The 23,508-nt window shown below is 66.7% G+C and carries 17 protein-coding genes; 6 read left to right on the forward strand and 11 right to left on the reverse strand.

Annotated elements, in window-relative coordinates; translation table 11 throughout:
* Positions 1 to 6: 6 nt before the first annotated feature.
* From ABZ564_RS22785 to ABZ564_RS22820, 8 genes are all read right to left on the reverse strand, one after another.
* Entirely contained in the window at positions 7 to 1,110 is a 1,104-nt protein-coding gene (locus tag ABZ564_RS22785; RefSeq protein WP_360859396.1) for a Gfo/Idh/MocA family oxidoreductase, read from the reverse strand.
* Entirely contained in the window at positions 1,107 to 1,916 is an 810-nt protein-coding gene (locus tag ABZ564_RS22790) for a sugar phosphate isomerase/epimerase (protein ID WP_360859398.1), read from the reverse strand. Before ABZ564_RS22790 ends, ABZ564_RS22785 begins: the two co-directional genes overlap by 4 nt.
* 54 nt (positions 1,917 to 1,970) lie before the next feature.
* Positions 1,971 to 4,478 (reverse strand): family 78 glycoside hydrolase catalytic domain, encoded by a 2,508-nt coding sequence (locus tag ABZ564_RS22795; protein ID WP_360859401.1) that lies wholly within the window; start codon positions 4,476 to 4,478, stop codon positions 1,971 to 1,973.
* A gap of 130 nt (positions 4,479 to 4,608) precedes the next feature.
* Positions 4,609 to 6,162 carry an ABC transporter substrate-binding protein gene (locus ABZ564_RS22800; RefSeq protein WP_360859404.1) on the reverse strand — a complete coding sequence of 518 codons (1,554 nt, stop codon included), beginning with the start codon at positions 6,160 to 6,162 and terminating at the stop codon, positions 4,609 to 4,611.
* A 106-nt stretch (positions 6,163 to 6,268) separates the two neighbouring features.
* On the reverse strand, positions 6,269 to 7,120 hold the full coding sequence (locus ABZ564_RS22805; RefSeq protein ID WP_360859407.1) for an ATP-binding cassette domain-containing protein: 852 nt from the start codon (positions 7,118 to 7,120) through the stop codon (positions 6,269 to 6,271).
* Positions 7,117 to 9,171, reverse strand: coding sequence for a dipeptide/oligopeptide/nickel ABC transporter permease/ATP-binding protein (locus tag ABZ564_RS22810; protein WP_360859410.1), 2,055 nt, complete (start codon positions 9,169 to 9,171; stop codon positions 7,117 to 7,119). Before ABZ564_RS22810 ends, ABZ564_RS22805 begins: the two co-directional genes overlap by 4 nt.
* Positions 9,168 to 10,109 (reverse strand): ABC transporter permease, encoded by a 942-nt coding sequence (locus ABZ564_RS22815; protein ID WP_360859414.1) that lies wholly within the window; start codon positions 10,107 to 10,109, stop codon positions 9,168 to 9,170. The genes ABZ564_RS22810 and ABZ564_RS22815 overlap by 4 nt, the downstream gene beginning before the upstream one ends.
* Before the next feature lie 430 nt (positions 10,110 to 10,539).
* Positions 10,540 to 11,160, reverse strand: coding sequence for a TetR/AcrR family transcriptional regulator (locus ABZ564_RS22820; protein ID WP_360859416.1), 621 nt, complete (start codon positions 11,158 to 11,160; stop codon positions 10,540 to 10,542).
* Positions 11,161 to 11,488: 328 nt separating this feature from the next.
* On the opposite strand from ABZ564_RS22820, the gene ABZ564_RS22825 reads away from it, so the two are divergent.
* Positions 11,489 to 12,646 carry a serine hydrolase domain-containing protein gene (locus ABZ564_RS22825; protein WP_360859419.1) on the forward strand — a complete coding sequence of 386 codons (1,158 nt, stop codon included), beginning with the start codon at positions 11,489 to 11,491 and terminating at the stop codon, positions 12,644 to 12,646.
* An 87-nt stretch (positions 12,647 to 12,733) separates the two neighbouring features.
* Positions 12,734 to 14,710: a PKD domain-containing protein gene (locus ABZ564_RS22830; RefSeq protein WP_360859422.1), complete on the forward strand. Its 1,977-nt coding sequence runs from the start codon at positions 12,734 to 12,736 to the stop codon at positions 14,708 to 14,710.
* Positions 14,711 to 14,754: 44 nt separating this feature from the next.
* Here ABZ564_RS22830 and ABZ564_RS22835 read toward each other — a convergent pair whose 3' ends face one another.
* Positions 14,755 to 15,381, reverse strand: a complete 627-nt coding sequence (locus ABZ564_RS22835; RefSeq protein WP_360859425.1) for a TetR/AcrR family transcriptional regulator — start codon at positions 15,379 to 15,381, stop codon at positions 14,755 to 14,757.
* A 208-nt stretch (positions 15,382 to 15,589) separates the two neighbouring features.
* On the opposite strand from ABZ564_RS22835, the gene ABZ564_RS22840 reads away from it, so the two are divergent.
* The 4 genes from ABZ564_RS22840 to ABZ564_RS22855 all read left to right on the forward strand — a co-directional run bounded on the left by ABZ564_RS22840 (position 15,590) and on the right by ABZ564_RS22855 (position 20,808).
* On the forward strand, positions 15,590 to 17,614 hold the full coding sequence (locus ABZ564_RS22840; protein WP_360859428.1) for a hypothetical protein: 2,025 nt from the start codon (positions 15,590 to 15,592) through the stop codon (positions 17,612 to 17,614).
* Positions 17,615 to 17,741: 127 nt separating this feature from the next.
* Entirely contained in the window at positions 17,742 to 19,076 is a 1,335-nt protein-coding gene (locus ABZ564_RS22845; RefSeq protein WP_360859431.1) for an extracellular solute-binding protein, read from the forward strand.
* Between the two features lie 11 nt (positions 19,077 to 19,087).
* Positions 19,088 to 19,963: a sugar ABC transporter permease gene (locus tag ABZ564_RS22850; protein WP_360859434.1), complete on the forward strand. Its 876-nt coding sequence runs from the start codon at positions 19,088 to 19,090 to the stop codon at positions 19,961 to 19,963.
* Positions 19,963 to 20,808 (forward strand): carbohydrate ABC transporter permease, encoded by an 846-nt coding sequence (locus ABZ564_RS22855; RefSeq protein WP_360859436.1) that lies wholly within the window; start codon positions 19,963 to 19,965, stop codon positions 20,806 to 20,808. Before ABZ564_RS22850 ends, ABZ564_RS22855 begins: the two co-directional genes overlap by 1 nt.
* On the opposite strand, the gene ABZ564_RS22860 is transcribed toward ABZ564_RS22855, so the two are convergent.
* Positions 20,748 to 21,815, reverse strand: a complete 1,068-nt coding sequence (locus tag ABZ564_RS22860) for a LacI family DNA-binding transcriptional regulator (RefSeq protein WP_360859439.1) — start codon at positions 21,813 to 21,815, stop codon at positions 20,748 to 20,750. The two genes, ABZ564_RS22855 and ABZ564_RS22860, sit on opposite strands and share 61 nt — an antisense overlap.
* A 132-nt stretch (positions 21,816 to 21,947) precedes the next feature.
* Positions 21,948 to 23,303, reverse strand: a complete 1,356-nt coding sequence (locus ABZ564_RS22865) for a hypothetical protein (RefSeq protein WP_360859441.1) — start codon at positions 23,301 to 23,303, stop codon at positions 21,948 to 21,950.
* Positions 23,304 to 23,508 lie beyond the last annotated feature (205 nt).

Genomic DNA, 23,508 nt, shown 5'->3' on the forward strand with positions numbered 1-23,508 from the left:
CCCGAACTACAAAGTCACCTCGCACGTCGACCAGTCCTCCGGGAGCGCGCTGGAGACTGGTGCCGAACTGGCAACGTCGACGGAGGAGCCCGTATCAATTGACTCGGTGACGGACACCATCGCGTCGAGGACGTGGTGGGCCAGGTGCCCGGTGGCACGGTGCGGGTCACCGCTGCGGACGGACCGTGCCATGTCCAACACCCCGAGTCCGCGACCGTCCGCCGGACCCGTCGTCGCGACCGAGGTCCACTCGCTTCCGCCTGCGGGCCAGATCTTCAGCTCGCCGTCGAAGTTGTTCGGGTCGGGCAGCGACAGTGTCGCCTCGGTGCCGGTGATCTCGACGAACCCCGCTCGGATGTGAGGCGTGTCGAAACTGAAGATGCTGTTCGCGGAACTGCCGGCCTCGAACTGGATGAGAGCGCTCACATGCGTGGGCACTTCGACCTCGAACCGCTCGCCCGCTCGCGGTCCCGAACCGATGGTGCGCGTGGCCGTGGCCGTGGAGCCGACCGCGGAGACACGGCGGACGCTCCCGAACGTCTGCACCAGTGCGGTGAGGTAGTACGGGCCCATGTCGAACAACGGTCCTGCGCCGCGCTGAAACAGAAAGGCCGGGTTGGGGTGCCACGACTCCGGACCAGGCGTCTGGAAAATAGTCTGGGCCGTGAGCGGAACTCCGATGTCGCCTCGCTCGATGATCCGCCGGGCCGTCTGCAGGCCGGCACCGAGGAAGGTGTCCGGGGCGCACCCCAGCCGCAGCCCGGTCTCGTCTGCCTCTTTCAGCAGACCGAGCCCGCTCTCGCGGTCCAGCGAGAAGGGCTTCTCGCTCCAGACATGCTTGCCCGCCCGCAGCGCAGCCGTCGCGATCTCGACGTGGGCCGCCGGTGTCGTGAGGTTGACGATGATCTCGACGTCCGAATGGTCCAAGGCGAGTTCGGGGGTGCCGTGCTCTGTGATGCCGTACTCCCCCGCGCGGACCTTCGCGATCTCGGGGAGAAGGTCGGTGACAGCGTGGACCTTCAGGTCGGGGAACGACGTGAGATTGTCCAGGTACTGCTTGCTGATCACACCCGCGCCGATGACGGCGACGCCGACCGGCCCGCGGCTCATCGGGCACCGCCGTACGACAGCTCGGCACCAGGGCCGGCCTCGAGGTAGCGGAGGGAAGAGGCGACTCCCTCGAAGATGTCGCCAGCGTAGTCGTCGAACTCGACGATGCCCACCTCCAGGTGTTTTGCTGCTTCGAGGGCTCCCCACACGTCGATCTCGCCCTGACCCGCCGGCAGTTGCGCGGCCGTGTCCTTCGTGGCCGGGCCGTCCTTGATGTGAACGGCGATCACACGCTCACCAAGACGCTTCAGAAGCTGGGCGGGGTCTTCGCCACCTACGGCGGCCCAGTAAGTGTCGACTTCGAGGACGAGTTCGGGGTCGAGCAGGTCCGCTAGGACCTCCAGGGCGGTGGTGCCCTTGATCTTCGAGGAGATCTCCCAGTCGTGGTTGTGGTACCCGACCCGGACTCCGTACTCCGCGCCCTTCTTCGCCGCGGCGTTCAGGTGGGCCGCGGTGGCGCGGATCGCCTCGATGTCCTGCCAGCGCTCGGGCGGCACGAGGGGGTGGACCACGGTGCCGATACCGAGACGCCGAGCAGCCGCAAAGATCTTGTCCTGGTCAGGGAGAGCTTCGGCGGTGATGTCGGCGGCGATGTCAGCGGGTGCCCCGATGGGGAAAAGGAGGGTGTGGCCCGTCGGAGCCGTGAGGTCGTTCTCCGACAAAACCGCCGCGAGCTCCTCGGTGTTGGTCTCGAAGGCGCAGGGTTCGACTTTGCGGTAGCCGATCTCGGCGAGGCGCCGGATCGCACCGCCGAAGTCTGCTTCCAACGCGGTACGGACGGTGTAGAGCTGGACTGAGTAGGTCATGGGATCGGAAATCTCGCTTCGTTTGTAGTGATCAGTTGTCGCACTCGGGATTGATCAGTTGTCGGACTGGATGGCGGCCGCAAGTTCACGGCGGGTGCGGTCGGTCACTCCGGGGAGCTCGTTCAGGAGCACGGACAGTGGCAGGGTCGCGGACTGGCCGAGCAGTTGCGCCACGTCCACGTGAGGTGGCAGGTACTCCCTCAGGACTGCCGACACCGACATGAGGATCGTGTCGTCGGCGGCAAGACGCTCAACGGAACTGTCGAGCGTGAGCGGTTCGACTGCGGGAGCGAGCGTGTACGTCCACTTGTGGCGACCGGCACTGACGGCGTGCTCGGCCCGGTCCGGGTGCTCGGGCAAAGCCACCACGGCGGTAGTGCCGTCCGGGATTGCCACACGGACGGTCATAGTGCCGTCCGCGCATTTCCATTCCACGCTCACCCGGCCGTGAGCTGTGTCGTGCGCGGCTCGGACATGGGTCAGTCCGCCGCCGGGCTGCGGTGCGATCCGCATCGTTGCAAAACCCGGACTCGTCGCCCGTAGGCCGACGATGACGGTGTGCATCCAGTTCGCGACGGAGCCGAGCGCGTAATGGTTGAGGGAGGTCATCCCGGACGGGTTCACCGTCCCGTCAGGAAGGATGGCGTCCCACCGCTCCCAGATGGTGGTGGCTCCGCGGACCACCGGATCAAGGAACGAGGGTGCCATGGTCTGCAGCAGCAGACGATAGGCGTCGTCCGTGTACCCGGTCTCCGTCAGCGCGTGCGCGACATGCGGTGTGCCCGCAAAGCCCGTCGAGATCCGGTAGCCGTCGCGCCGCGCTATGTCTACGAGTCGCGCTCCGGCACGAGGCAGTTGGGCCGCGTCGAGCAGCCCGAACCTGATGGCCAGCGCATATGCCGTCGCGCATTCGCCAGTGAGGCGGCCACTGGGGCTCACGTACTCGGCACGGAACCCCTCGCGAACTCGGTCTGCGACCTTCGTGAAGTAGTCGGCATCCTCCATGCGGTCCAGGACGGCTGCGGCGCACGCCATTTCCCGCGCGGTCTGGTGAAAGAAGGCTGTAGCGACAAGGTGACGGTCGGCCTTGGCGAGACCGGGTTGGTGCGCGGGGGCGGACGGGTCAAGCCAGTCACCGAACTGGAAACCGGAGTTCCACAGGCCTGTTGGATCGAGCAGTGGCACCACGCTGCGCGTGAAGGTCGCCATCGAGTCGTAGCAGCGGCGCAGCACCTCCTCGTCGCCGTACTCCCAGTACAGCTGCCAAGGCAGGCGCACCGCGACGTCGCTCCACAGGGCCGTCGGTGTGTCGTGGCCGGGCTGGACATCGGGAACGACGTAGGGGACAAACCCGAAGTCCTTCTGCTCGAGCGCGAGGTCGTCCAGCCAGGACGTGAGCACCTTGCGGACGTCGTAAAGGTAAGTAGCCGTCGGAGCGAAGGCGTTGATGTCGCCGGTCCAGCCGAGTCGTTCGTCGCGCTGCGGGCAGTCAGTGGGGATGCCGACGAAATTGCCACGCATGGACCAGACCACGTTCTCATGCAGACGGTTCAGCAGGTCGTTCGACGTCTCGAACCATCCCGTACGGATCATGTCACTGTGCACGACAACGGCCCGCACGTCCTCCTCCAGGAGGTCGCAGGTGAGCCCGTCGATCTCCGCGTACCGGAAACCGTGGAACGTGAACCGTGGCTCGAACTCCTCAGGGCCGTTGCCGGCCAGGACGTACCGGTCGGTAGCCTTGGCCGTGCGCAGTGTCGTGTAGTCGGGCACGCCGTCGACGAGCACTTCGGCGTGCCGCACGGTTACCGACGTTCCGCTCGGGCCGTCCAGACGGAGTCTGACCCAGCCGGGAAGGTTCTGTCCGAAGTCCACGACCGTGGTTCCTGCGGGAGACTTCCAGATCTTCTTCGGTGGCAGTTCCTCCACGCGTCGGATCGGCTCCGCGGTGGCCTCGGTCAAGGTGGCCATGTCCCAGTCGACCGGCTCGGCCTTGTGCCAGGCACGGTCGTCGAATCCGACCTCGGTCCACCCGGCCGGTTCGAGGCGTGCGTCGATGGTGACACCGTCGTAGAGGGAGTTGCCGCGTACGGGGCCTTGCCCGCACCGGAAGCGGTCACCAGAGGCTACGTATTCTGTGCGGTCCGGATAGCGCAGCTCGATCAGGGCGAACAGAGAGGGGCGGTCGGCGTAGATCCGAGGCCGCGTGATCTCCTCGAAGCCGAGCCGGCCGAGGGCCCAGCCGTCGCCGACGATCGCGCCGAACGCGTTCTTGCCGACCTGTACGACGGTGGTGAGGTTGTGGCTGCGGACGAGCAGGCGGTGCCGGTAGGAGGTCCAGCCCGGGGCCAGGACCTCGTCGCCGACCGGGGCGCCGTTCAGATAAGGCTCAACGATGCCGAGGGCGGTGATGTGCAAGGTCGCGCTCAGGAGGCCCGGTCGGGCTTCGAACTCGGTCCGGAAGTACACCGCCGGATCGCCTGGCTCACCCACGCGTCGTTCGGGTGAGCCGACGAACACCGCGCCGGCGGCTTCGAACTGTGCTGAGAGCATGTTGTCCATTTCTCGTTCGGGGCTGTCCGCCGCGTGGCGGAGGTCTCGGACCACAGGCCCGAGACCTCCTTGGCGGCAGGCCGAGGTATCCCAGCCGCGCGGCGCGCGCCGGACCCTGCTCCAGTCGGAGGGGCGGCTGTCAGGCTGGAGAGAGTTCGGTGAGGTCGAGGAGCGGACGCTTCATATCGACATCCACACCCTTCACCTTGGGTGACGTGTAGTAGAAGACCGAGAAGCTCGCGACCGGCACGGTCCAGGACAGGTCGAGAGCGCGACGTGTGGCCTGGTCGCGGAGCGACTGCTGTTCGGTACCTGTCGCGGCGTTGCTCTGGTTGACCAGGGATGAAAGCTTCGAGTCGTCCGGGTTGTAAATGGTGCCGGGTGCCGGAAGGTAGAAGCTCTTCGCGTAGAGGAAGAACGGCTGGTAGCCATAGCCGTAGGACACCATCGCGTGCTTCTTGCTCATGTATTCGGCCTGGTACTTGGCGCCGTCGGCGACGTTGACCACGTTGACCTTCACACCGACCTTCTCCCAGTCCGAGATCACGGCCTGTGCGACGTCGCCGGCGGGTGGGTTCGCGGTGAAGATGACCATGCTGGCGCTGAAGCCGTTCGGGTATCCCGCCTCTGCGAGCAGGGACTTGGCCTTCTCCGGGTCATAGGCGTAGCGGTTGGCCTCGGAGTCGAGGTAGTCGGGCGTGCCTGGTGTGCCGACCTGGTTGACCGGTTTGCCTGTGCCATGCAGCAGCCCCTCGGCAATAGTCTTCCGGTCGACCGCATGGTTCAGCGCCTGCCGGACGAGCTTGTTGCTCAGCGGCTTCGCCCCGGTCGCCGCCTTGTCCGTCAGCATGATTCCGGTCTGCGCGACGAGTGTGGAATACACCTTCAGCTTGGCGCTCTCGGCGCTCTGCACCGTATTGACGTCGCCCTGCACCACGTCGGCAGCGCCGGTACGCAGCAGTGAAAGCGCCGAGTTGGTCGAGCTCACGACCTTGACCACGATCTTGTCGTAGCGGATCGCGGACTTGTTGTAGTAGTTCCGGTTGGGCGTGAAGGTGTAGTGGTCACCGGACACGGTCGCCTTCTCGTCGAGCACGTACGGGCCCGCGCCGAACGTCCGGTGTCCCAGCGCCTTCGGGCCGGCCAGCCCCTTCGCGCTGATGATCGAGCTGAAATGAGTGGTCGAGGAAAGCAGCCACTCCAGCTCCGGGTTGGACTGGGGGACCTTGATGGTGACGGTGTCGTCCCCGGACGCCTCGACGGTGGCTTTGCCGATGGTCTGCGCAATCGGATTGACTGGATCGGCGATTGCGAACCTCAAGGATTTCACCACCGCGTCCACCGTGACTGGTGTGCCGTCCGCGAACTTCACGCCGGAGCGCATGGTGAGCTGGAATTCGCGGTTTCCCTCGCCCACGTACTTCCAGGAGGTCGCCAGGCCGGGCTCGAACTTGCCCTTCGGGCCGAGACGGATGAGTGAGTCATAGGCCAATGGGACGTACCAATTCTCACCTACGCTGATGCCGGCTCGCATCGGATTGAGGCTCGCTGGTGGGGTGAGCGAAACGACGTTGAGAGTGCCTCCGGACTTGCCCTTGGGGGCCTCGGTCGTGCCGCTGCAGGCCGTTGCGGTCAGCGCGGCGCATAGAAGACCGGCCAGCCATGTGGCGGCTCGGGAGAACCTTCGGTTCACGGAACTTCCTCCATGGAACAGGTGGGTGCCGCGCGCCGGGGCCGGCATTCCGAGCCGGCGGATCCGTTCGCGTAGGGCGACGGTGTTATCGCGTAGGGCGACGGTGTTATCGCGAGTCCCGCGCGACGGTTGGTCGCTGGGACGATGCGAGGTCGGGATCCGGGTCTGGAACCGCCGCGAGCAGCTGCTGGGTGTACGGGTCGACGGGTGCGCTGTAGACGCGCTCCGCCGGGCCGGTCTCGACGATGCGGCCCTTGTGCATCACGGCCATGCGATGGGACAGGAAGCGCACAACGGCCAGGTCGTGTGCGATGAAGAGGTAGCTGAGGCCCATCGACTCCTGCAGTTCGGCGAGGAGATTGAGGACCTGGGCCTGCACGGAGAGGTCGAGAGCGCTGACCGGTTCGTCGCAGACGACGAGCGAGGGATTGATGATCAGGGCACGTGCGATGGCGATCCGCTGCCGCTGTCCACCCGAGAAATGCGCCGGATAGCGGTTCGCGGCGTCGGGCGGGAGGCCAACCCGTACGAGCATGTCCTGTACACGAGCCGCAACGTCCCGACGCGACAGCGAGGACGACTGCCTCAGCAGCGGCTCGGCAATGGACGTCCCCACCCGCCGCGTCGGATTGAGCGAACTGTACGGATCCTGGAAGACCGCCTGGATCTCCGAACTGAGCGCCCGCCGCTCCCTCCGTCCGCATCCGGTGATGTCGCGTCCCCGGAATCGGATGTGCCCAGAGGTCGGAGGCCGAAATCCCAGGACGAGGTTCGCAAGCGAACTCTTGCCGGATCCGGACTCGCCGACCAGGCCCAGCGTTTCGCCCGGGGCGATTTCGATGTCAACTCCGTGCAGAACCCGGGCGGACTTGCGACCGAACCCTTGCGGGTAATCCAGGACGATGCCGCGAGCGCTCAGCAAGGGCTCCGCGACCGTCGAGTCGGTGATCCCGCTCACGAGGCATCCTCCATGTCGAGGGCAGTCACGTGTTCCGTACGGACGCAGCGGCTGAGGTGGTCGGCCGTGACCGAAACCAGTGGGATGGAACGTTGCCTGCAAGCGGCCGCGGCAAGGGCACAGCGATCCTGGAAGTGGCAGCTGACAGGCCAGTCGGCCGGCGGCGGCACCGTGCCCGGAATCGTCGGCAGCCTCTTAAGGCGCGGAGTGTCCGCGCCGTCTGCGCGGGCAATAGCGCGGTGCGGGTTCGCCGCAAGGAGTCCGGCTGTGTACGGGTGCGCGGGTGCATGATAGAGGGTGCGGACCGGCCCTTGCTCGACCACCTGCCCGGCGTACATGACGACGACGCGCGAGCACAACTGCGCAGCAACGCCCCAGTCATGGGTGATGAGGACGATGGCGAGTCCCCGATCCTTTTGGAGGCGCCGGAGCAGTGCGAGGATCTCGGCCTGGACACCGGCGTCGAGCGCGGTTGTCGGTTCGTCGGCGACCAGGAGTTCGGGGTCGCCGGCCAGGGCGAGCGCGATGGCGACCCGCTGAGCCATACCGCCGGAGATCTGATGTGGGTACCGGCGCGAAACGGCTTCCGAGTCCGGGATGTTGACCAGATCGAGCAGTTCGACGGCACGAGCCCGCGCGGCGGTTCGGTCCAGACGGTGGTGCCGACGCACTGCCTCGGCTAGCAGATCACCGACTCGGCACGTCGGATCGAGCGCCGTCATGGGCTCCTGGGACACGTAGCCGATACGGGAACCGCGCAGCTCGTGGCGGTCGCGGGCGGACAGGGCGAGCAGTTCGGATCCGTCGAACCGACAGGAGCGTGCTCGGACGTTGGCGCTGGCCGGCAGCAGGCCGAGTACGGCAGAGACGGTAACCGACTTGCCGCAGCCGGACTCGCCGACGATGCCGAGGATTTCGCCCCGGTCGACGTGGAATCCGACGCGTTGGACGACCGAGCTGCGCGTCGAGCCTGCGCCAAACGTGACCGTGAGGCCGCGGACCGCCAGCAGCGTCTGCGGTGTCGACTGGTCTGTGTCTCCACCGAGTACGGCGGACTCGTCCTCGTCCTCTTCCCGCACAGCCGGCTGACCACTCTCCGCACCACTGTGGCGTGCCGGCGCCGTGCTCCACCGCTGTACCGTCACATCGCGCAGAGCGTCGCCAAGAAGCGCCAGGGCGAGCATGGTCAGTCCGATGACACCGCCCGAAGGCACAAGCATCCAGCTCGAACGGTCGAGGACCTGGCTGGCCTGAGTGATCAGCCCGCCCCAGGACGGCTCTGGCTCCTGCACACCCAGCCCGAGGAAGGACAGACCGGCCTGCACGCCGACCGCGGCCGCGGCCACCAGGGATGCCTGCACCAGGATCGTCGTCGTCAGCCGGCTCACGATGTGTCGGCGCAGGATCTGCCAGTCGTTGAGGCCGGACACACGGGCCGCCGCGACGAACTGCTCCGTGCGGATACGTTGGGTCTCTCCGCGGATGACCCTGGCGAGGCCCGACCCACCGAGCACGCCGAGCGCAACCATCGCGAAATGCTGGTTGCCAGGGAACACGGCCAGGATGACAAGGAGGATGAGGATGGCCGGGAGCGCGACCGTGATCTCGATCCAACGCAGCACCGCCCAGTCCACCCAGCGACCGAAGTACCCGGACAGTACACCCAGGACGGTCCCGGTGAAGACGAAGACGAGCGTCACTTCCGCGATTCCGAGGAACACCCCCTGGCCACCGAACATCACCCGGCTCAAGATGTCCCGGCCCAACTGGTCTGTACCGAACCAGTGTTGCCCGCTGGGACCAGCCAGCACATGGGCCAGGTCGGTGCTCGTGGGCGCGTACGGGGCAAGGGCGTCGGCGGCCACGCTCATCACGCCGAGCACCGCCAGCCACAGCAGCGAGAGGACTGCCAAGGGTCTGCGGACCAGTGCCCGTACCGTCAAACCGCGCTGAGGCCGCCCCTTGGCCACCGGAGCCTCATGCACCTCCCCGCCCTTCAGCGCGGAGTCGCCGGGCGTGGTCGCCATCGCGGTCTGCTCGATGCCGGTCATCGGACACGCACCCGGGGGTCGATCGCGCCGTAACAGAGATCGACCAGCAGATTCGCGGCGACGACGAGCAACGTGAAGTACACGACGGCTCCCTGGATCAGTGGCAAATCCTGCGCGGCCGTGGCCTGTTGGACGATGGATCCGAGGCCCGGCATGGCGAAGACCTGCTCGACGAAGATCGTGCCGCCGATCAGTCCGACGAACACGACCCCGATGATGCTCATGATGGGCACGCCCGCGTTGCGCAGTGCGTGACGGAAGAGGATCGACCGGTTCGAGAGGCCGTTGGCCCGCAACGTCTTGATGAAGTCCTGGTTCAGGACCTGCCCCAGGGAGTCACGGGTCTGTTTGGCAATGACCGTGGCCGCTCCGACCGCCAAGGCGGTCACCGGCAGCACCAACGACCGCGCCCACTGCCCCGGCGAATCCGCGAAGCTCACGTAGCCGGCGACCGGAAAGATCCGGAACGCGACCGAGAAGAAGGAGGTGAGGACCACCGCAAGCCAGAAGTTGGGGATCGCCATGCCGCCCAGGGACAGAACGTCGACGATGCTGCGGGTGGCCCCGCCGCGCACGGCCGAAGTGACGCCCAGGGCCAGCCCGAGGACTGCGCTCGCCAGCGTGCCCAGGATCAACAGCGAGAGCGTGACTTCCACGTGCTGATTGAGCCGAGAACTGATCACTTCGCCGGAGAAGATCGAGGTACCGAGGTCGCCGCGCACGGCGTGCGCGAGCCAGCTTCCGTACTGCTCGAGTATCGGCTTGTCCAGACCGAGGCTCTCGCGGAGGGCGACGACCTGGTCCGGCGTGGCTCTCGGACCGAGCATCGTCAGCGCGGCGTCGCCGGGGACCAGGCCGGTAAGCACGAACGACAGGGCTGTGGCCACGAAGACGACCGGCAGCGACCACAGCAGGCGGTGCCCAAGGAGCTTCAGCACAGCGAGTCCTGCACGGACGGGTGTCCTACGGAAGCCGAGCGAGCGGCGTCCGACAGGGGGGCGATGACTGGCGGCACGGCGGTGGGCAAGTTGCGCACGGCGCTCTCCGGAGGTGGGTCGGGTGGGGTGTCGACGGCGGTCGATGTTCCAGATCGGTTTCTGACCGCTGAATTTCCAGTGACACTTGAAGTTCGGGCTCAAAGTAGGACCACTGTCGGGACGTCGTCAATACCGAGTGTCCACTGAAATTCAAGAGTGAGCAGCCGAGCGGGGCAGCAGGCATGACCACCCCGTGGGCGACCACAGGGCGTCACACCTGGATGCACACCAGCGCATCAACGCCGGCGGCAAGCAGGATCTGACCTGTCGAGCGCGCTCAACGCCGAGGGTGAACCGCAACAAAGGGCGGCGACTGCCGCACGCTGACCGACTAGGGCGTGACGCTGCGTGCGCTGTCGCGACGACCACCGGGAGAGCGCAGCAGGACGGCGTCGATGACGGCTTCGAGTTGAGCGCCGATGTCGAACGACGGGTCGACCAGCCAGTGGTTCTGCAGCCCATCCCAGGCCGCGATGATCAGAGCCGCGGCCTGGTCCGGATCCACCGCGGGGCCGACTTCTCGCGCCTCCTGGAGTAGCGAGATGTCTCGGGCCAGCTGCGCGCGGGAGAGCCGCCAGCGTTCCTTGAAGTAGTCGTGCGCGGGATGTTCGGGGTTGCCGGCCTCACCGAGGAGCGATGCGTAGAGGTGGACGATGTTGGTGCGGCGCACGCCGTCCACGGCCAACGCAGGGGCGGCCGCGACCGATTCCCCTGGCGCCAGCAGGCTCATCTCCTGCTCATCGAACAAGGCCAGAGCCGCGACGAGGAGCGTCTCCTTGGAGGGGAAATGGTAGAGAAGGCCCGCTTCACTGATCCCTGCGCGCTTCGCCACTCCGAGCGTGGTCACGCTGCGGTGGCCGTGCTCGACCACCAGCGCCAACGTGGCCTCCGCGATGGTGGCGCGGCGTTCGCGCGTTCGTGCATAGGGACCGCGCCGACGGAGCTCTGACATGTCAGCACCGTATCCGACGCCTCGGCCGGGGTAGTACGCCCCATGGCGGTACAACCGGTCGAGCGCCGAGCAGATCAGGAACCTAGCGCACGGCTGTTGACGGAGACTCGGTCGGCCGACACTATGAATTTCGAGTAGCACTTGAGATTCAGTCGAGGCGCTCTGCGCTGCTCCGACGGAGAACTGAACGCGGAGCAGTAGGCAGCGAGCGGCAGTCGCCATGCCTTTCGGGGTCGATGGCCGCCCCGCATGCGAGGACCACTCGGAGCGATCAAGCACCGCAGCCTGCCCGCAGCCGCTCACGTATCACGAAGCACGAGGAGCCGACATGACAGGACTGTCCGCACGACGCGTCGCCAAACTCAAGGCGCGCGCCAAACAGGACGTCGAAGAGGGCCAGTTGCCAGCCTGTCAGTACGCGCTGGCACGGCATGGTGAGGTGCTCGCGCAGGAGACGCTCGGCGAGGCGCCATCGGACGCACGGTTCTCGATCTGGTCGACGACCAAGCCGGTGTTCAGCTCGCTCGTCTGGCAGTTGATGGGGGAGGGCAAGCTGGATCCGCTCGCGCCGGTTGTGGACCTGTGGCCGGAGTTCGGGGCTCACGGCAAGGACGGCGTGACGCTTGAGCACCTGCTGCTGTTTACTTCGGGCTTCCCGGAGGCGGTCCTCGACCACGACACGATCTTCGATCGTGCGGCCCGAGTGCGGCAGATGGAGCAGTGGGTGCCGGCGTTCGAACCCGGCACGGCGTACGGCTATCACGGGTTCAGTGCGCATTACGTTATGGCTGAGCTGGTGGAACGGGTGACCGGCACGGACCACCGGACGGCGTTGCGGGAACGGATTCTCGAACCCCTGGGCCTCGACCGGCTCGAACTCGGCGTCCCCGAGGATCGCCAGGGGGACCTCCAGGCCGTCGTCGGGGCCGGCGAACCCAGCACGCTGGAGGAGGTGAAGGCCCTCTTGGGGGTCCACTCGCTACCGAGCGAGGTGACTGAGGCGATCAACGCGTCGGCGGGCCACGCGAGCGTGCGTCCCGAGGCCCAACTGATCGAGTTGCAGCGGCCCGACCTGGTCGCATTCGGCATCCCGGGTGCCTCAGGCGTGAGCGACGCGGCCAGTCTCGCGCTGTTCTACCAGCACCTTCTACATGACCCGAAGCGTGTATGGGATCCCGAGGTACGACGCGACGTCACGACCAACGTACGGAACACCTTCACCGTCACACCGTTCGACATCATCGCGAACCGAACGCGCGGCCTTGAACTGCAGGGCGACGACCCGACGCACCTCCATCGCGCCGGTGGTGGCGGCGCGACACCACAAACCTTCGGGCACAACGGAGCTGCTGGCCAGGTCAGCTGGGCCGACCCGGTCAGTGGTCTGTCTTTCGTCTACCTGACCAATGGCTGCGACCGGAACGACGTCCGCGTCGTGCGGCGCTGCCGCGACCTGAGTGCGGCGGCGGTGGCCTGCGCCGCATGAGCGCGTCTGCCGGATCCTCGGTGATCCTCCGAGGACTGGTGAGTCTACGACCGATGCCTCCCGACCGAGATTGCGAGTCACCAAGCAATGACCGACCAGGAACTGACCGCCGTACCCGATGCGCCCCACCAGGATGACCCCGCGTTCGGCCCCGCGTTCATCGATGTCGACGAGTGGCGCGAGAGCCCGATCCCGCACCGTTACCTGCACGGCGGCTTCGAGGGCACCGAGACCCGCTTCGTGATGTACCTGCCGGAGCGCGGCGCCTATCTGGGCCGGATGGTGCAGGAACTTGCGGGCGGCGTCGGGGGCCTCGAGGCATACCCTCCCGCGTACCTGGAGAAGCTGCTCCGCACCGCCTTCGACCTCGGCGCCTTCGTCGTGGCCTCGAACCAGGGGTGGATGCTGACTCCGGAGCGGCCCGGAGTCGGCGGGCCGGGACTCCCTGACGACCTCACGATCCTGTCGCACCGGGCGAGCGCGCAGACTGCGCGTCATGCCAAGACAGTCGCGGCGGAACTGCTTGGCGCGCGGCCGCACCACTCCTACCTCATCGGCGGCAGCGGCGGCGGCGCGCGGTCGGTGTCGGGCATGGAACAGGTGCCCGGTATGTGGGACGGAGCAGTCCCGATCGTCATGGTCAATCAGCACCTTGCCTGGCACTACTGGTCGCTCTGGATCCGTGCGGAAGTCGCCCTGCGGCACAAGAAGGAACAGATCACCGCCGCTGTCGACGCGGGCTCCGACCCCTTCACGGTCCTCGACACCGACGAGCAGCGGCAGGCCCTGTCCGACCTCTACCGCGTCGGATATCCGCAAGGCGCCGAGACCTTGCTCAGCTTGGCGGCGTCCGACTGGGCGAACTGGACCCCCCTCATCGACCCCGAATACGCGAAGGACTTTTGGAACCTCCCCGGTTACGCGGGGGAGGGCAAGGAACCGTACCGCGCGACCGGCACCGTCACCGGCTTGGTGCGGGCCTCGGATCCGGAAGCGCGCGCGCTGATCGAACCACTCCCCGAAGGGCTCCGTGAATTGCTTCCGCCTGACCGCGTCGTCGGCGCACGGCTTTCCGGTCTGGAGCTCTCCGACGACCTCATCGGTTGCCGGTTCACCGTCGGCGAGCCCGGTCATGAGGTCCTGCGCGTGTGCACGGTCGTCGCGGGCGGCTGCATCGGTTTCGTCGACTTCAACGCGCGTCCGACGCCGCAGGTGGGTGACCAGATCACCCTGGACAGCACCTTGGAGCAGGCCTGGTCCCACTACCACCGGCACATCGTCGATCCGGAGCGGCCGACGATGCGGCACTGGGCGAGCAACGGCCGGCCGATCTGGCCGCAGCGCCCCGCCGACGCCGAACACCGCGCCGTACTCTGCGCCCTCCCGACCGGCCGGTTCGAAGGCAAGATGATCGTCGTCCAGAGCGCCCTCGACCACCTGTGTCCGCCGGTCTTCGCGCACGACTACGTCGAGACGGTGCGCGCCCGATGCGCAAACGACGACGACCAGATACGGCTTTGGATCCTCGACAACGCCATGCACGGCGATGCCTCACCCGAGCTCGGCAGGGAAATCAATCTGAGGTTCATCAGGTTTCTCGGCACCGCACTGCAGGCACTCGACGACCTCGTGGCATGGGTGGAGGACGACATGAAACCGCCTGCCGACACCTCCTACGAGTTGGACGCCTGGAACAGGACGCTACTTGCGCCAACAGCAGCGCAGCGAGGCGGAGTCCAACCGCTCGTCGCCCTGGATGGGCCAACCAAAACCAGGATCGGTGTGACCGTGCGCTTCACTGCCCACATCGAAGTACCACCCGGTGCAGGATCGGTGGTCGCGGCGGCTTGGGATGTCGACGGATCGGGGCGATTTGAGCAGACGGCGCACCTCAAGGAACCGGCGCCGACGTTGACCACCGAGTTCGAGCACTGCTTCACGGAAGCGGGCACCTATGTGGTGGTAGTGCGCGTAGCGAGCCACCGCCAGGGGGACCCCTCCGACTCGGTCCGAGCCGTCGAGAATCTTGCGCGGCTTCAGGTGCGAGTGATCGACGGCTCCTGAAGATCCATGCACCGTTACTCCACCCCCCAGCACCGAGTTTCGCGCTAGTCGGCCAGCGCGTCGAAGTCGAGATTGTGGAAGGCGTTGGCCACGAAGCGTGCGGCCAGTTGGCGAGCGCCTTCAAGGTCGTCGCCGCGGTCGATGGCATGCTCGCAGACGTGAATAGCAACGCCGACGCAAGCGGCTGCAAGCGCTTCGGCGGTCGGGCCGAGCGCCGGCCCGAAGGACTCTCGCCGCCGCTCGATGAGGCAGGCGAGTTGTTCGGTGACGGCGCCAAGAACCTGTCGGCGAAGGCTCGTTGGATGGTCGCCGGTCCTGTCTCCGAGGAAGAGCAGGCCGAATCCTTCGGAGCGTTCGGCGGCCAGACGGAAGAGTGGATCCATCCCCATGCGCGCAAGTTGCGTGAGCGACAGATCCGCACCTTGATCGTATGCCTCGACGATCCATGCCCTGAAGACGTCCGCCTCTCGTTTGATGACGCGACGGTAGATCTGCTCCTTGCTACCGAGGCGGGCATAGAGCGTGGGCCTGGTCGTTCCCGCCCGCTGGGCGATGTCGGTGAGCTGGGCGGCGCTATAACCGACCGCATGGAGCACGGCACGGGCTGCGTCGAGCAGATGGTCTTCATCGAAGCGGCGGCCGCTGGGACCGAACGCAGTGCGGTCAGACATGAACGAAAGCATAGGCCGACTTCTTGACTTGACGTAAAGCTCGGCCCTAACTTGACGCGAAGTAAAGAACACAGCGCTTCTCCCCCGCCCTCTCAAGCACCTTCGCACCCGCATCCACACCCAAGTTCGTACGCATGGAGGAGAGATGTCCCTTTCCCGTTCGCGCCGTCGCGCAGCCGGGATGGCCTCGCGGTCGCCACAACCGTCAGTGAGCACGAGCGTGCGCTGGCGGGTCCTGCCTGCTCTGGGCGCCACCGCGTCTCTGCTTCTGACACTGGGGGCGACCGATGCCGGCGCCAGCAACAGCGAAGCGGCCGCCGAGCGCCAGGCCGCATCCGCCGCTAGGGGCGGCGAGGCTCCGTTCGAGCCGATCACCTTCAAGCGTGTCCCGCTGCCACCGGAGGTACGCGGGTCCTCCCCGTCCTTCACCCCCGACGGCAAGCATCTGCTGTTCCCCGGTACGCACACGGTGGACGGCAAGCCGCGGAACGATGTATGGATCACCGACCTGAGGGGCAAAGGCCTTCGCTGCATCACCTGCTCGATCGAGGCTGACTCCCGGACACTCCCCTACGCCTACGTCTTCCCATTCGCGGACGGCAAGCGGGTCTTCCTCGGCTTCAGCGGTGTACTCGAGTGCGCGCCCAGCATCCTCAACTGCCGCACGTCCAAGTACCTGCCGTACGACCTGTCCGCGGCCAACCCTCCCGGCGGCGTGATCCCGCCGGGCGGCGCGGCCAACAGAACGCAGGCCGTCGTCCGCCAGGGCGCCTACCCGACCCTGTCGCAGGACGGGGAGCACATCGGCTACTCGGACGTGCGCACGGACGGCCTCGAACAGATGGTGGTCGCCAAGCTCGTGCGAAAGGAGGACAAGTACGTCGCCGAGGATCCCAAGGTCATCAACCCGCCCGGCCCCACGTCGGCGACCGACCGGAACGTGGACGCCTGGTCGGAAAGCACCGGCCTGTACGAGCTGAAGACCTTCACCCGTGGCGGCAGTCACGTGACGTACGTGCACTCCGGCGGCATCCACTCGGAGAACCCCGAGGTCTGGGAGGTGAACCTCAAGACCGGAGTCCGGCAGCGGCTGACCCACCACCCGGACTGGGACGAGGACTTCGCCGGTTCACCTGACGGCAAAAGCTCGGTGGTGTGGAGTAACCGGACCCACACCATGTGGGACGCGCTCGGCGGTCTTATGCCCCACCGCAGCTTCATCGACGCGCCGATGGCCGCCGCCGAGGCAGGGATGCTGATCAACACGCCCAACAACCTGGCCTGCGGCGGCGTCGTGTGGCTGACGCCCGGCGAGGGCGACCACGGCGGTTCGGTGTCGGGACAGCCCATCATCGCTCCGGACGTGCACGCGCACACCACCGTCGTGGGGTGGTCCGCGTGGAGCCCGGACGGGACGAAGTTCGCCCTCAACGCGGTCAAGAAGGGCTCCGGACTGTTCTCCGGCGAGGTCCCCGACTACCTGGCCATCGCGGAGATGAACAGCCGCAAGCCCGCCAAGCCGCTGCCCGTCGTCAGCTCCGAGGTCGGCGACTGGGCCCCGGCTCCCGCCGACTGGCACCCCCCGTTCGGCTACGTCGGGGACGTGACCCTCGACGGTCCGGGCGGCGGCACCGTGGACATCAACTACAACGGCAAGCAGGGCGCGGTCTACGGCGACTTCTCCGCCACGTATAGGAACTACTCCGAGGACGGCAAGACGTTCCTCAACGGGTCCAAGAAGATCAGTGTCCTGGAACCCGGTGTCACAAAGGTCCACGAGGTCACCGACCTCGTGATGACCGGCGAGCACACCGGATCGCTCCGCAAAGACCTCGAGATCACCGGCGGCAACGCCTCCGGCAAGCCGACCTACAAGGGCAAGTCCACCGTGACGTATGACGGCAGGACCCTCACGGGGCCGCCCTCGTGGCTGACGCAGCCGGGCGCCTGCCCCGAGGAACTGCCAAGGAAGCCGCGGATGAAGGCGACGGCCAAGAAGATCGGCTACGGCCGCTACGAGATCAAGGTGACCGCGAGCATCGCCGGCATGGGCCCGACCGGGTCCGCTATCGAAACCCGGCCGGTGACACATGCGCGGATCGACACGCCTGGTAGGGACGCGCTCACCGACGCCCGCGGCATCGCTGTCGTCACGGTCCCCGGAGGCCGCCCGGCCACCGTCGAGGTGACGGCCGGCGAGACGATCACGTCGACGAGCCTGCGGCTCGGCTGAGCCGTCGGCTCGGCGCCGCGCGCACGTCTGGCGGCAGGGGCGAGGAGTACTAGGTCCTCGCCCCCGCCGGAAACGAACCTCGAACTGCGGGGACCCACTCCGCACCCGCACGGGAGGAATTTGCCCAATGAAGAACGTGAGGGGGGCCGCGCGCATCGGCGCAGTCATGGGAATCCTCGGGCTTCTGACGGTGACCGCGTGTTCGAACCCCGGCGCCGGCCACGACTCCCGGCCTCCTGGCGACAAAAAAGCTACGGTCCAGGCAAGGGAGTTGACCGTGTGGACAAACAGCGCCGATCCCGAATCGATCAGGAACGTCTACAAGCGGTTCGGTGACAAGTACGGCGTCAAGATGAACATCGTCGAGATCGCCGCGGACGGCTTCGAGAACCAGGTCCAGACGAAATGGGCTGGCGGAGACCGGCCCGACATCCTCGAGTATCACGCGACTTCCGCGTTCTGGGCCCTCAACCCTGCCCGGAACATGCTGGATCTCTCGAACATGCCGTACGTCGCCAAGTCGGGCGACCTCTACCAGCACGTCGGGGCGTACCGCGGAAAGGTGTACGCGGCGGTCACCCAGAGCCCGGGGCTCTTCGGCATCTTCTACAACAAGAAAGTGCTCAACAAGGCAGGACTGCAGGCTCCGAAGACATACGACGACCTGAGCCATATCTGCTCCGTGCTCAAGGTAAAAGCCCCGGGAGTGAACCCCCTTTGGGAGAGCGGAGGTTCGCAGTGGCCCACGCAGATTCTGGGCGGAATCCTCTATCTTAGCTCGGCTCAGAAGCGGGATGACTGGGGCCAGAGAGTCATGGACAAGAGAGCCGCGCTCGACGAGCGCGGCAGCCCGTTCGTCGCCGGAGCGTCGGCATATGAGCGGCTGCGCAAGGATGGTTGCTTCAACAAGGACGCCACCACTGCCACGTTCGAGGCGTCGGCGAGATCCGTGGCCGACGGATCGAGTGCGATGGTCGCACTCGGCTCAGATCTCAGCCCGTTCAACCAGGAGTTCGGCGACGACACCCAAAAGACCGACGCGACCATCGGCTTCGCCGCGGTGTCCGCGGACGGCCCCGTCGCGACCTGGGCGCCGAATGTATCCGGCACTTGGTACGTGCCCCGATCCGGTGACGAGAAGCGGCAGAGCACGGCACTCTCCTTCATCAAGTACGCAACCGGGGAGGGGTACCAGCAGTACATCGACGAGTCCAAGACCGCCCCGCTCCTTGCGGGCTTCAATGATCCGGCAGAGGTGCAGCAACTGCAGCAGCAGATCACCGAGGCGTACAAGACGGATGCGGCTCTGGCGTTCAACACCGACTTGGTGGGCTTCAGCAGCCAGTTCCCCGCCTACACCACGGGCATTCTCAGCGGCCAGGAGTCGCCGGAGGCCGTGGCGAGGAAGGCGCAGACCGCCTTCGAACAGGGTGCCACGTCCGCGGGGCTGCCGGGGTGGTGAGCATCGGTCCCTTGGGAGAGGCGCACGTCGGCCGGAGGCATTGGTGGCCCTTCGCCCTTCCGGCGTTCCTCCTGGTTCTCGCGTTCTTCCTACTTCCGTTCCTGCTGAATGTGCGCTTCGCGTTCACCCGGTGGAACGGATATGTCGAGGACATCAGTTGGAACGGGCTCGACAACCTGCGGAGCATGGCCGAGCAGGGCGTCCTGACTGGCGCGCTCGAGGCCACGCTCACGTACGCGGTCATCGCAATGGTCGTGCAGAACGTCTTCAGCCTCAGCCTGGCTCTGGCATTGCAGCGTTCCGGCCGCGTCAACAGTGCCTTCCGTGCCGTGTTCTTCCTGCCGGTTCTCATCGCCCCGGTAGCTGCGGGCTACATCTGGGGCGCCATTGTCGCTCCGGCGGGGCCGCTCAACCGGGCCATCGGCCTGATCGTTCCCGGCTTCGACTACGCATGGCTGGGACACGGCTTCAGCGCGTTGGCCACCACGGCCTTCATCGATGCCTGGAAGTGGAGCGGGTTGACCACATTGGTGTACATCGCCGGACTCAACGCGATCCCGCGGTCCCTCATCGAGTCCGCCACCATGGACGGAGCGAACGCCTGGCAACGGTTCTGGCGGATCCTCTTCCGCCTCCTGGCGCCGGCCTTCACGTTCACGATCGTGGTGACCCTCATCGGGGCACTGAGCGCCTTCGACATCATCATGGCGACGACCCGCGGCGGTCCCGGGGACTCCACCACTGTGCTCAACATCGCGGTGTTCACGCAGTATGGGGGTGGGTTCTTCGGCACCGCGAGCGCGCTGAGCCTCGTGGTGACCGCATTGGTGGCCGGGATCGCCCTTCCGCTGATCGCGTTCCTGCGCAGTCGGGAAATCGAGGCGTGATGGCCGGCACCACCACCCGCTTTCGGGAGACCACTAGAGTCGTGCTCCTGACCGTCGTCGCAGTGGGCTGGATCGGGATCCCGCTGTGGCTTCTGCTGGTGAACTCCCTCAAGCCCCTCGCGGAAGCCAGTGCGCTTGGGCTCGGGTTACCGAAAACCTGGACCCCCCTCGACAACTACTCCACGGTCATCCACGAGGGCGCCTACGACACGGCCGTGATGAACAGCCTCCTGATCGCGGTGCCGACCATCGCCTCGGCGCTGCTTCTCGGTTCGCTGGCGGCCTGGGCGTACGCGAGAGCGCGCAGCACGACGATGAAGGTCGCCTACAACCTCACGGTGCTGTCGATCCTGCTGCCGCCAGCCGTCCTGCCGACCATCTACGAGCTGCAGTTGACGGGCCTCGACGGCACCCGGCTCGGCTACTTCCTCGTGATGACCGGCACGCGCCTGGGCACGGTGGTCTTCCTCGCCACCGGTTTTATCCGGGCGATGCCGGCCGAACTCGAGGACGCCGCGGAGGTCGACGGTGCGAGCAGGCTTCAGATCTACTGGCACATCGTTCTGCCGCTGCTGCGTCCTGTGCTGCTGGTCGGATCGATGATCCTGATCATCACAGTCTGGAACGAGTTCTTCTTCGCTGCCTTCCTTCTCCAGGGCAGCGAGAGGGCGACGCTCCCGATGGCCCTCTACCAGTTCGCGTCGGCATCACCGGACACGTCGATCGTGCGGTGGAACCTGATCTTCGCGCACGTCGTTCTCACGAGCCTCCCCCTCGTCATCGGCTACTTCTTCGTCCAACACCGCATCGTGTCGGGGCTTTCCGAAGGCGCGATCAAGGGATAGGTACCTGCTCGAGGACCGGTTCGCTCACGCGGAGTCCCGGGCCACGGTGGCCGACGCTCCGCTCGGTCGCCCGGCGTTCTCGGTGAAGACCTCACGGCGCACAATCGCCTCCGCCAGCCCTTCGGTGATGATGCGCGTGCGCTGATCGACCGTGGTGAGCGGGGGTCGGCGAACCGAGCCACCGGAATGTCGTCCACACCGATCACGGAGAGGTCCTCTGGGACAGACACGCCAGCCTTGCGCGCCCCGGCCAGCAAGGCGAACGCCTCCTCGTCGCTGAAGGCGCAGACCGCGGTCACGCCTCCGCTTCGCCATTCCTGCACAGTTCTGCCGCCTGGTCGGCGTCGGGTTCGACCACCCCGTACCACGGGTGCGGCAAGACCCAGCTCGGCGCAGGCATCCCGTACTCCCTGCAGGCACAGCTCGTAGAAGGGGCCCATGCGGGGGTCGGTTGGCGCCGCGTACCCGAGGTGTTGGTGTCCGGCCGCGGCCAGATAGCGGCCCTGCAACGTTCCTACATGGTGCTGGGAACGGGCGAGGGTGTCATGCGCACTTTCCCTGGGATCACGCCGCCAAGCGTTGATCACCTGGGTGCCCGCGGCCTCCATGCGCTTGCGACGGGCCGCTTCGACCGGAGCGAGCACGACAACGGCGCGCGGTGCGAGGTCCGCCCATTGGGCAGCATCCGAACCACCGCCCTCGATCCGGGTGATCACGCTCAGCCCCTGCTTCTGCAGGACCTGAGTGAGCTCCTCGACGAGCTGGATCGCCGTGTGCCCCAGCGGCATGCCCGCCAGCAGGAGCAGGACGATGTCACTGTGCCCCTTGCGCAAGGTCCGAGCAGCGGCCGACGGCGTATAGCCGAGCCTCTCTACCGCCGCGTGAATACGCTGCCGCGTCTCGACAGCGATCTTCTGATGGCGCACGTCGTTCAGGACGTAACTGACGGTGGTCTGGGAGACGCCCGCCTCCCGTGCCACGTCCGCCGTCAGGCGCCGCCGAACCATGAGCCTCCCCAGCCCGCACACCGCCCTGGGCCACTGAACCGTAACAGTGAAGGCCGACGACCCTGTCGTGCGCGGAACCTGGCGGCAGCGTGCGCGAGTTGGCCCGGGCCAATGGCCCAGGCCAACTTCAACTCAGCAGTCGGGGAAGAGCTCCCGTGACGCACTCACAGGCGTCACAGGCGCGTCCGGGTCGGTAAAGCGACAGCCGAACGCCGGGGACGCGACCGTCGTCCGGTCGAGGATGTCGTCGCCGGCAGGGCGGGCCACCTTCTCACCATAGGCCTCGCGGCGTTCCACCCAACTGGTGAGGTCCTTCCACGCCTTACCGAGTTCCATGTCGGAGAAGTCGCAGTGCATGGCGGACCGGATCTCGCGGTTGACGAGCAGGTCGAACTGGCCGTTGGCGGCCAGCTGCCTTGTGTAGGTCTGCTGCATGGACAGCGGCACAAGCATGTCGTCCATGGTGTGCAGGCTCATCACGGGAACGCCGGGCTTGCCGAGGACCCGCGGCATGTCGTTGAGCGCCATGCTGTTGCGCTCGTCCCAACTGTCGGGAGCCACGCGCTCGACGGTCGGGTTGATGTCCACCGGCGCGGTCGGCTTGTAGCGCGTGGTGAGGTTCTGTGCCTGATGGCCGGCAATCGCGGGCAGCCCACCCGCCAGCATGGCATCCGCGTAGATACCAAGGGCCGCTTCCGCCGCCGGCCGCGGCCCGCCGGTCAGCTCGGTCAACATCTGCTGGTACTGCCGTCCGGCCACGGTCGTGGGGTTCTCACCCGGCTTGAGGTCGGTGAGCCCGAGCCGCTTCTTTATCAGCGGCAGCGCGTCCGTCTGGTAGTCGTCCCCTAGGGGATAGGCATCGACGCCGGACAGAGCCTGGGCCGCGAGGTTCCCGTCGAGGAAGTAATCGTAGAGGCGGCGGGCACCGACCTGACCACACAGGGACAGCGCGCCGTTGAAGTACTTCGGGTACTCCTCAAGCGCACGGGCGACCACGTGACCACCCATAGAACCGCCGGCCATGTAGGTGCGGCTTGGCCGGTGGCCGAGCAGTTCAGTGGCTGCATACTCAGCGAGTTCGTGGGAGCTCTCGACTGCGGGTCCCACGTTGTAGCCGGTGGTGGGGAAGCTCGATGCGACCCAGGCGTAGCCCTCCTCGACGTACTGCTTACGCAGCCCGCCGACCGGCGGCTCTGCCTTGAGCACCGTCCCGTCGCCCTGATCGCCGTGCGCCCAGACGACCAGCTCTCCGTTCCACTTGGGCGGGACTTCCACGTAATAGGCCGCGTGCCGGTACATGCCCTGCTTTACGCGAGTCGGTTCGCCGTCGACCATGAGCGGAGCCAGCGGTGGAGTGCCGTCCGTATATCCGGGCAGCGGCTCGTTGCCGGCGGAATCATCTGCTCCGGCCGGGCCCGCCGGAGCCAGCAGCAAGGTCGCTACCACCGCACTTGCCGCGAGCATGACAAGGGTTTTCTTCGATCTCACATCGACCTCCGTGAGGTGGGGTGGGCCCCGGCCCGGCGCGCCGGGGTCAGGTTCGGTGCGCCGGGCCGGTGTCAAGAGGAGCGGGAGGGCCCCGCAGGGGTCAACCAACTGCGGGTTCGCCAGCCGCAACTCGCGTGCGCCGCGACCGAGGGCGCGAGCCCGCGCGGGTTCTTTACGTCAAGTTAAGCTAGGGCGAGCTTTACTT

Origin of the sequence: Streptomyces sp. NPDC019224 (assembly GCF_040632605.1) — a bacterium.
Classification (GTDB): domain Bacteria; phylum Actinomycetota; class Actinomycetes; order Streptomycetales; family Streptomycetaceae; genus Streptomyces.

What these genes read in the sequence shown, in the direction of transcription:
- ABZ564_RS22785 (WP_360859396.1), bottom strand. Translation starts at nt 1,110, where the DNA reads ATGAGCCGCGGGCCGGTCGGCGTCGCCGTCATCGGCGCGGGTGTGATC.
- ABZ564_RS22790 (WP_360859398.1), bottom strand. Translation starts at nt 1,916, where the DNA reads ATGACCTACTCAGTCCAGCTCTACACCGTCCGTACCGCGTTGGAAGCA.
- ABZ564_RS22795 (WP_360859401.1), bottom strand. Translation starts at nt 4,478, where the DNA reads ATGGACAACATGCTCTCAGCACAGTTCGAAGCCGCCGGCGCGGTGTTC.
- ABZ564_RS22810 (WP_360859410.1), bottom strand. Translation starts at nt 9,171, where the DNA reads ATGACCGGCATCGAGCAGACCGCGATGGCGACCACGCCCGGCGACTCC.
- ABZ564_RS22820 (WP_360859416.1), bottom strand. Translation starts at nt 11,160, where the DNA reads ATGTCAGAGCTCCGTCGGCGCGGTCCCTATGCACGAACGCGCGAACGC.
- ABZ564_RS22825 (WP_360859419.1), top strand. Translation starts at nt 11,489, where the DNA reads ATGACAGGACTGTCCGCACGACGCGTCGCCAAACTCAAGGCGCGCGCC.
- ABZ564_RS22830 (WP_360859422.1), top strand. Translation starts at nt 12,734, where the DNA reads ATGACCGACCAGGAACTGACCGCCGTACCCGATGCGCCCCACCAGGAT.
- ABZ564_RS22835 (WP_360859425.1), bottom strand. Translation starts at nt 15,381, where the DNA reads ATGTCTGACCGCACTGCGTTCGGTCCCAGCGGCCGCCGCTTCGATGAA.
- ABZ564_RS22845 (WP_360859431.1), top strand. Translation starts at nt 17,742, where the DNA reads ATGAAGAACGTGAGGGGGGCCGCGCGCATCGGCGCAGTCATGGGAATC.
- ABZ564_RS22855 (WP_360859436.1), top strand. Translation starts at nt 19,963, where the DNA reads ATGGCCGGCACCACCACCCGCTTTCGGGAGACCACTAGAGTCGTGCTC.
- ABZ564_RS22860 (WP_360859439.1), bottom strand. Translation starts at nt 21,815, where the DNA reads ATGGTTCGGCGGCGCCTGACGGCGGACGTGGCACGGGAGGCGGGCGTC.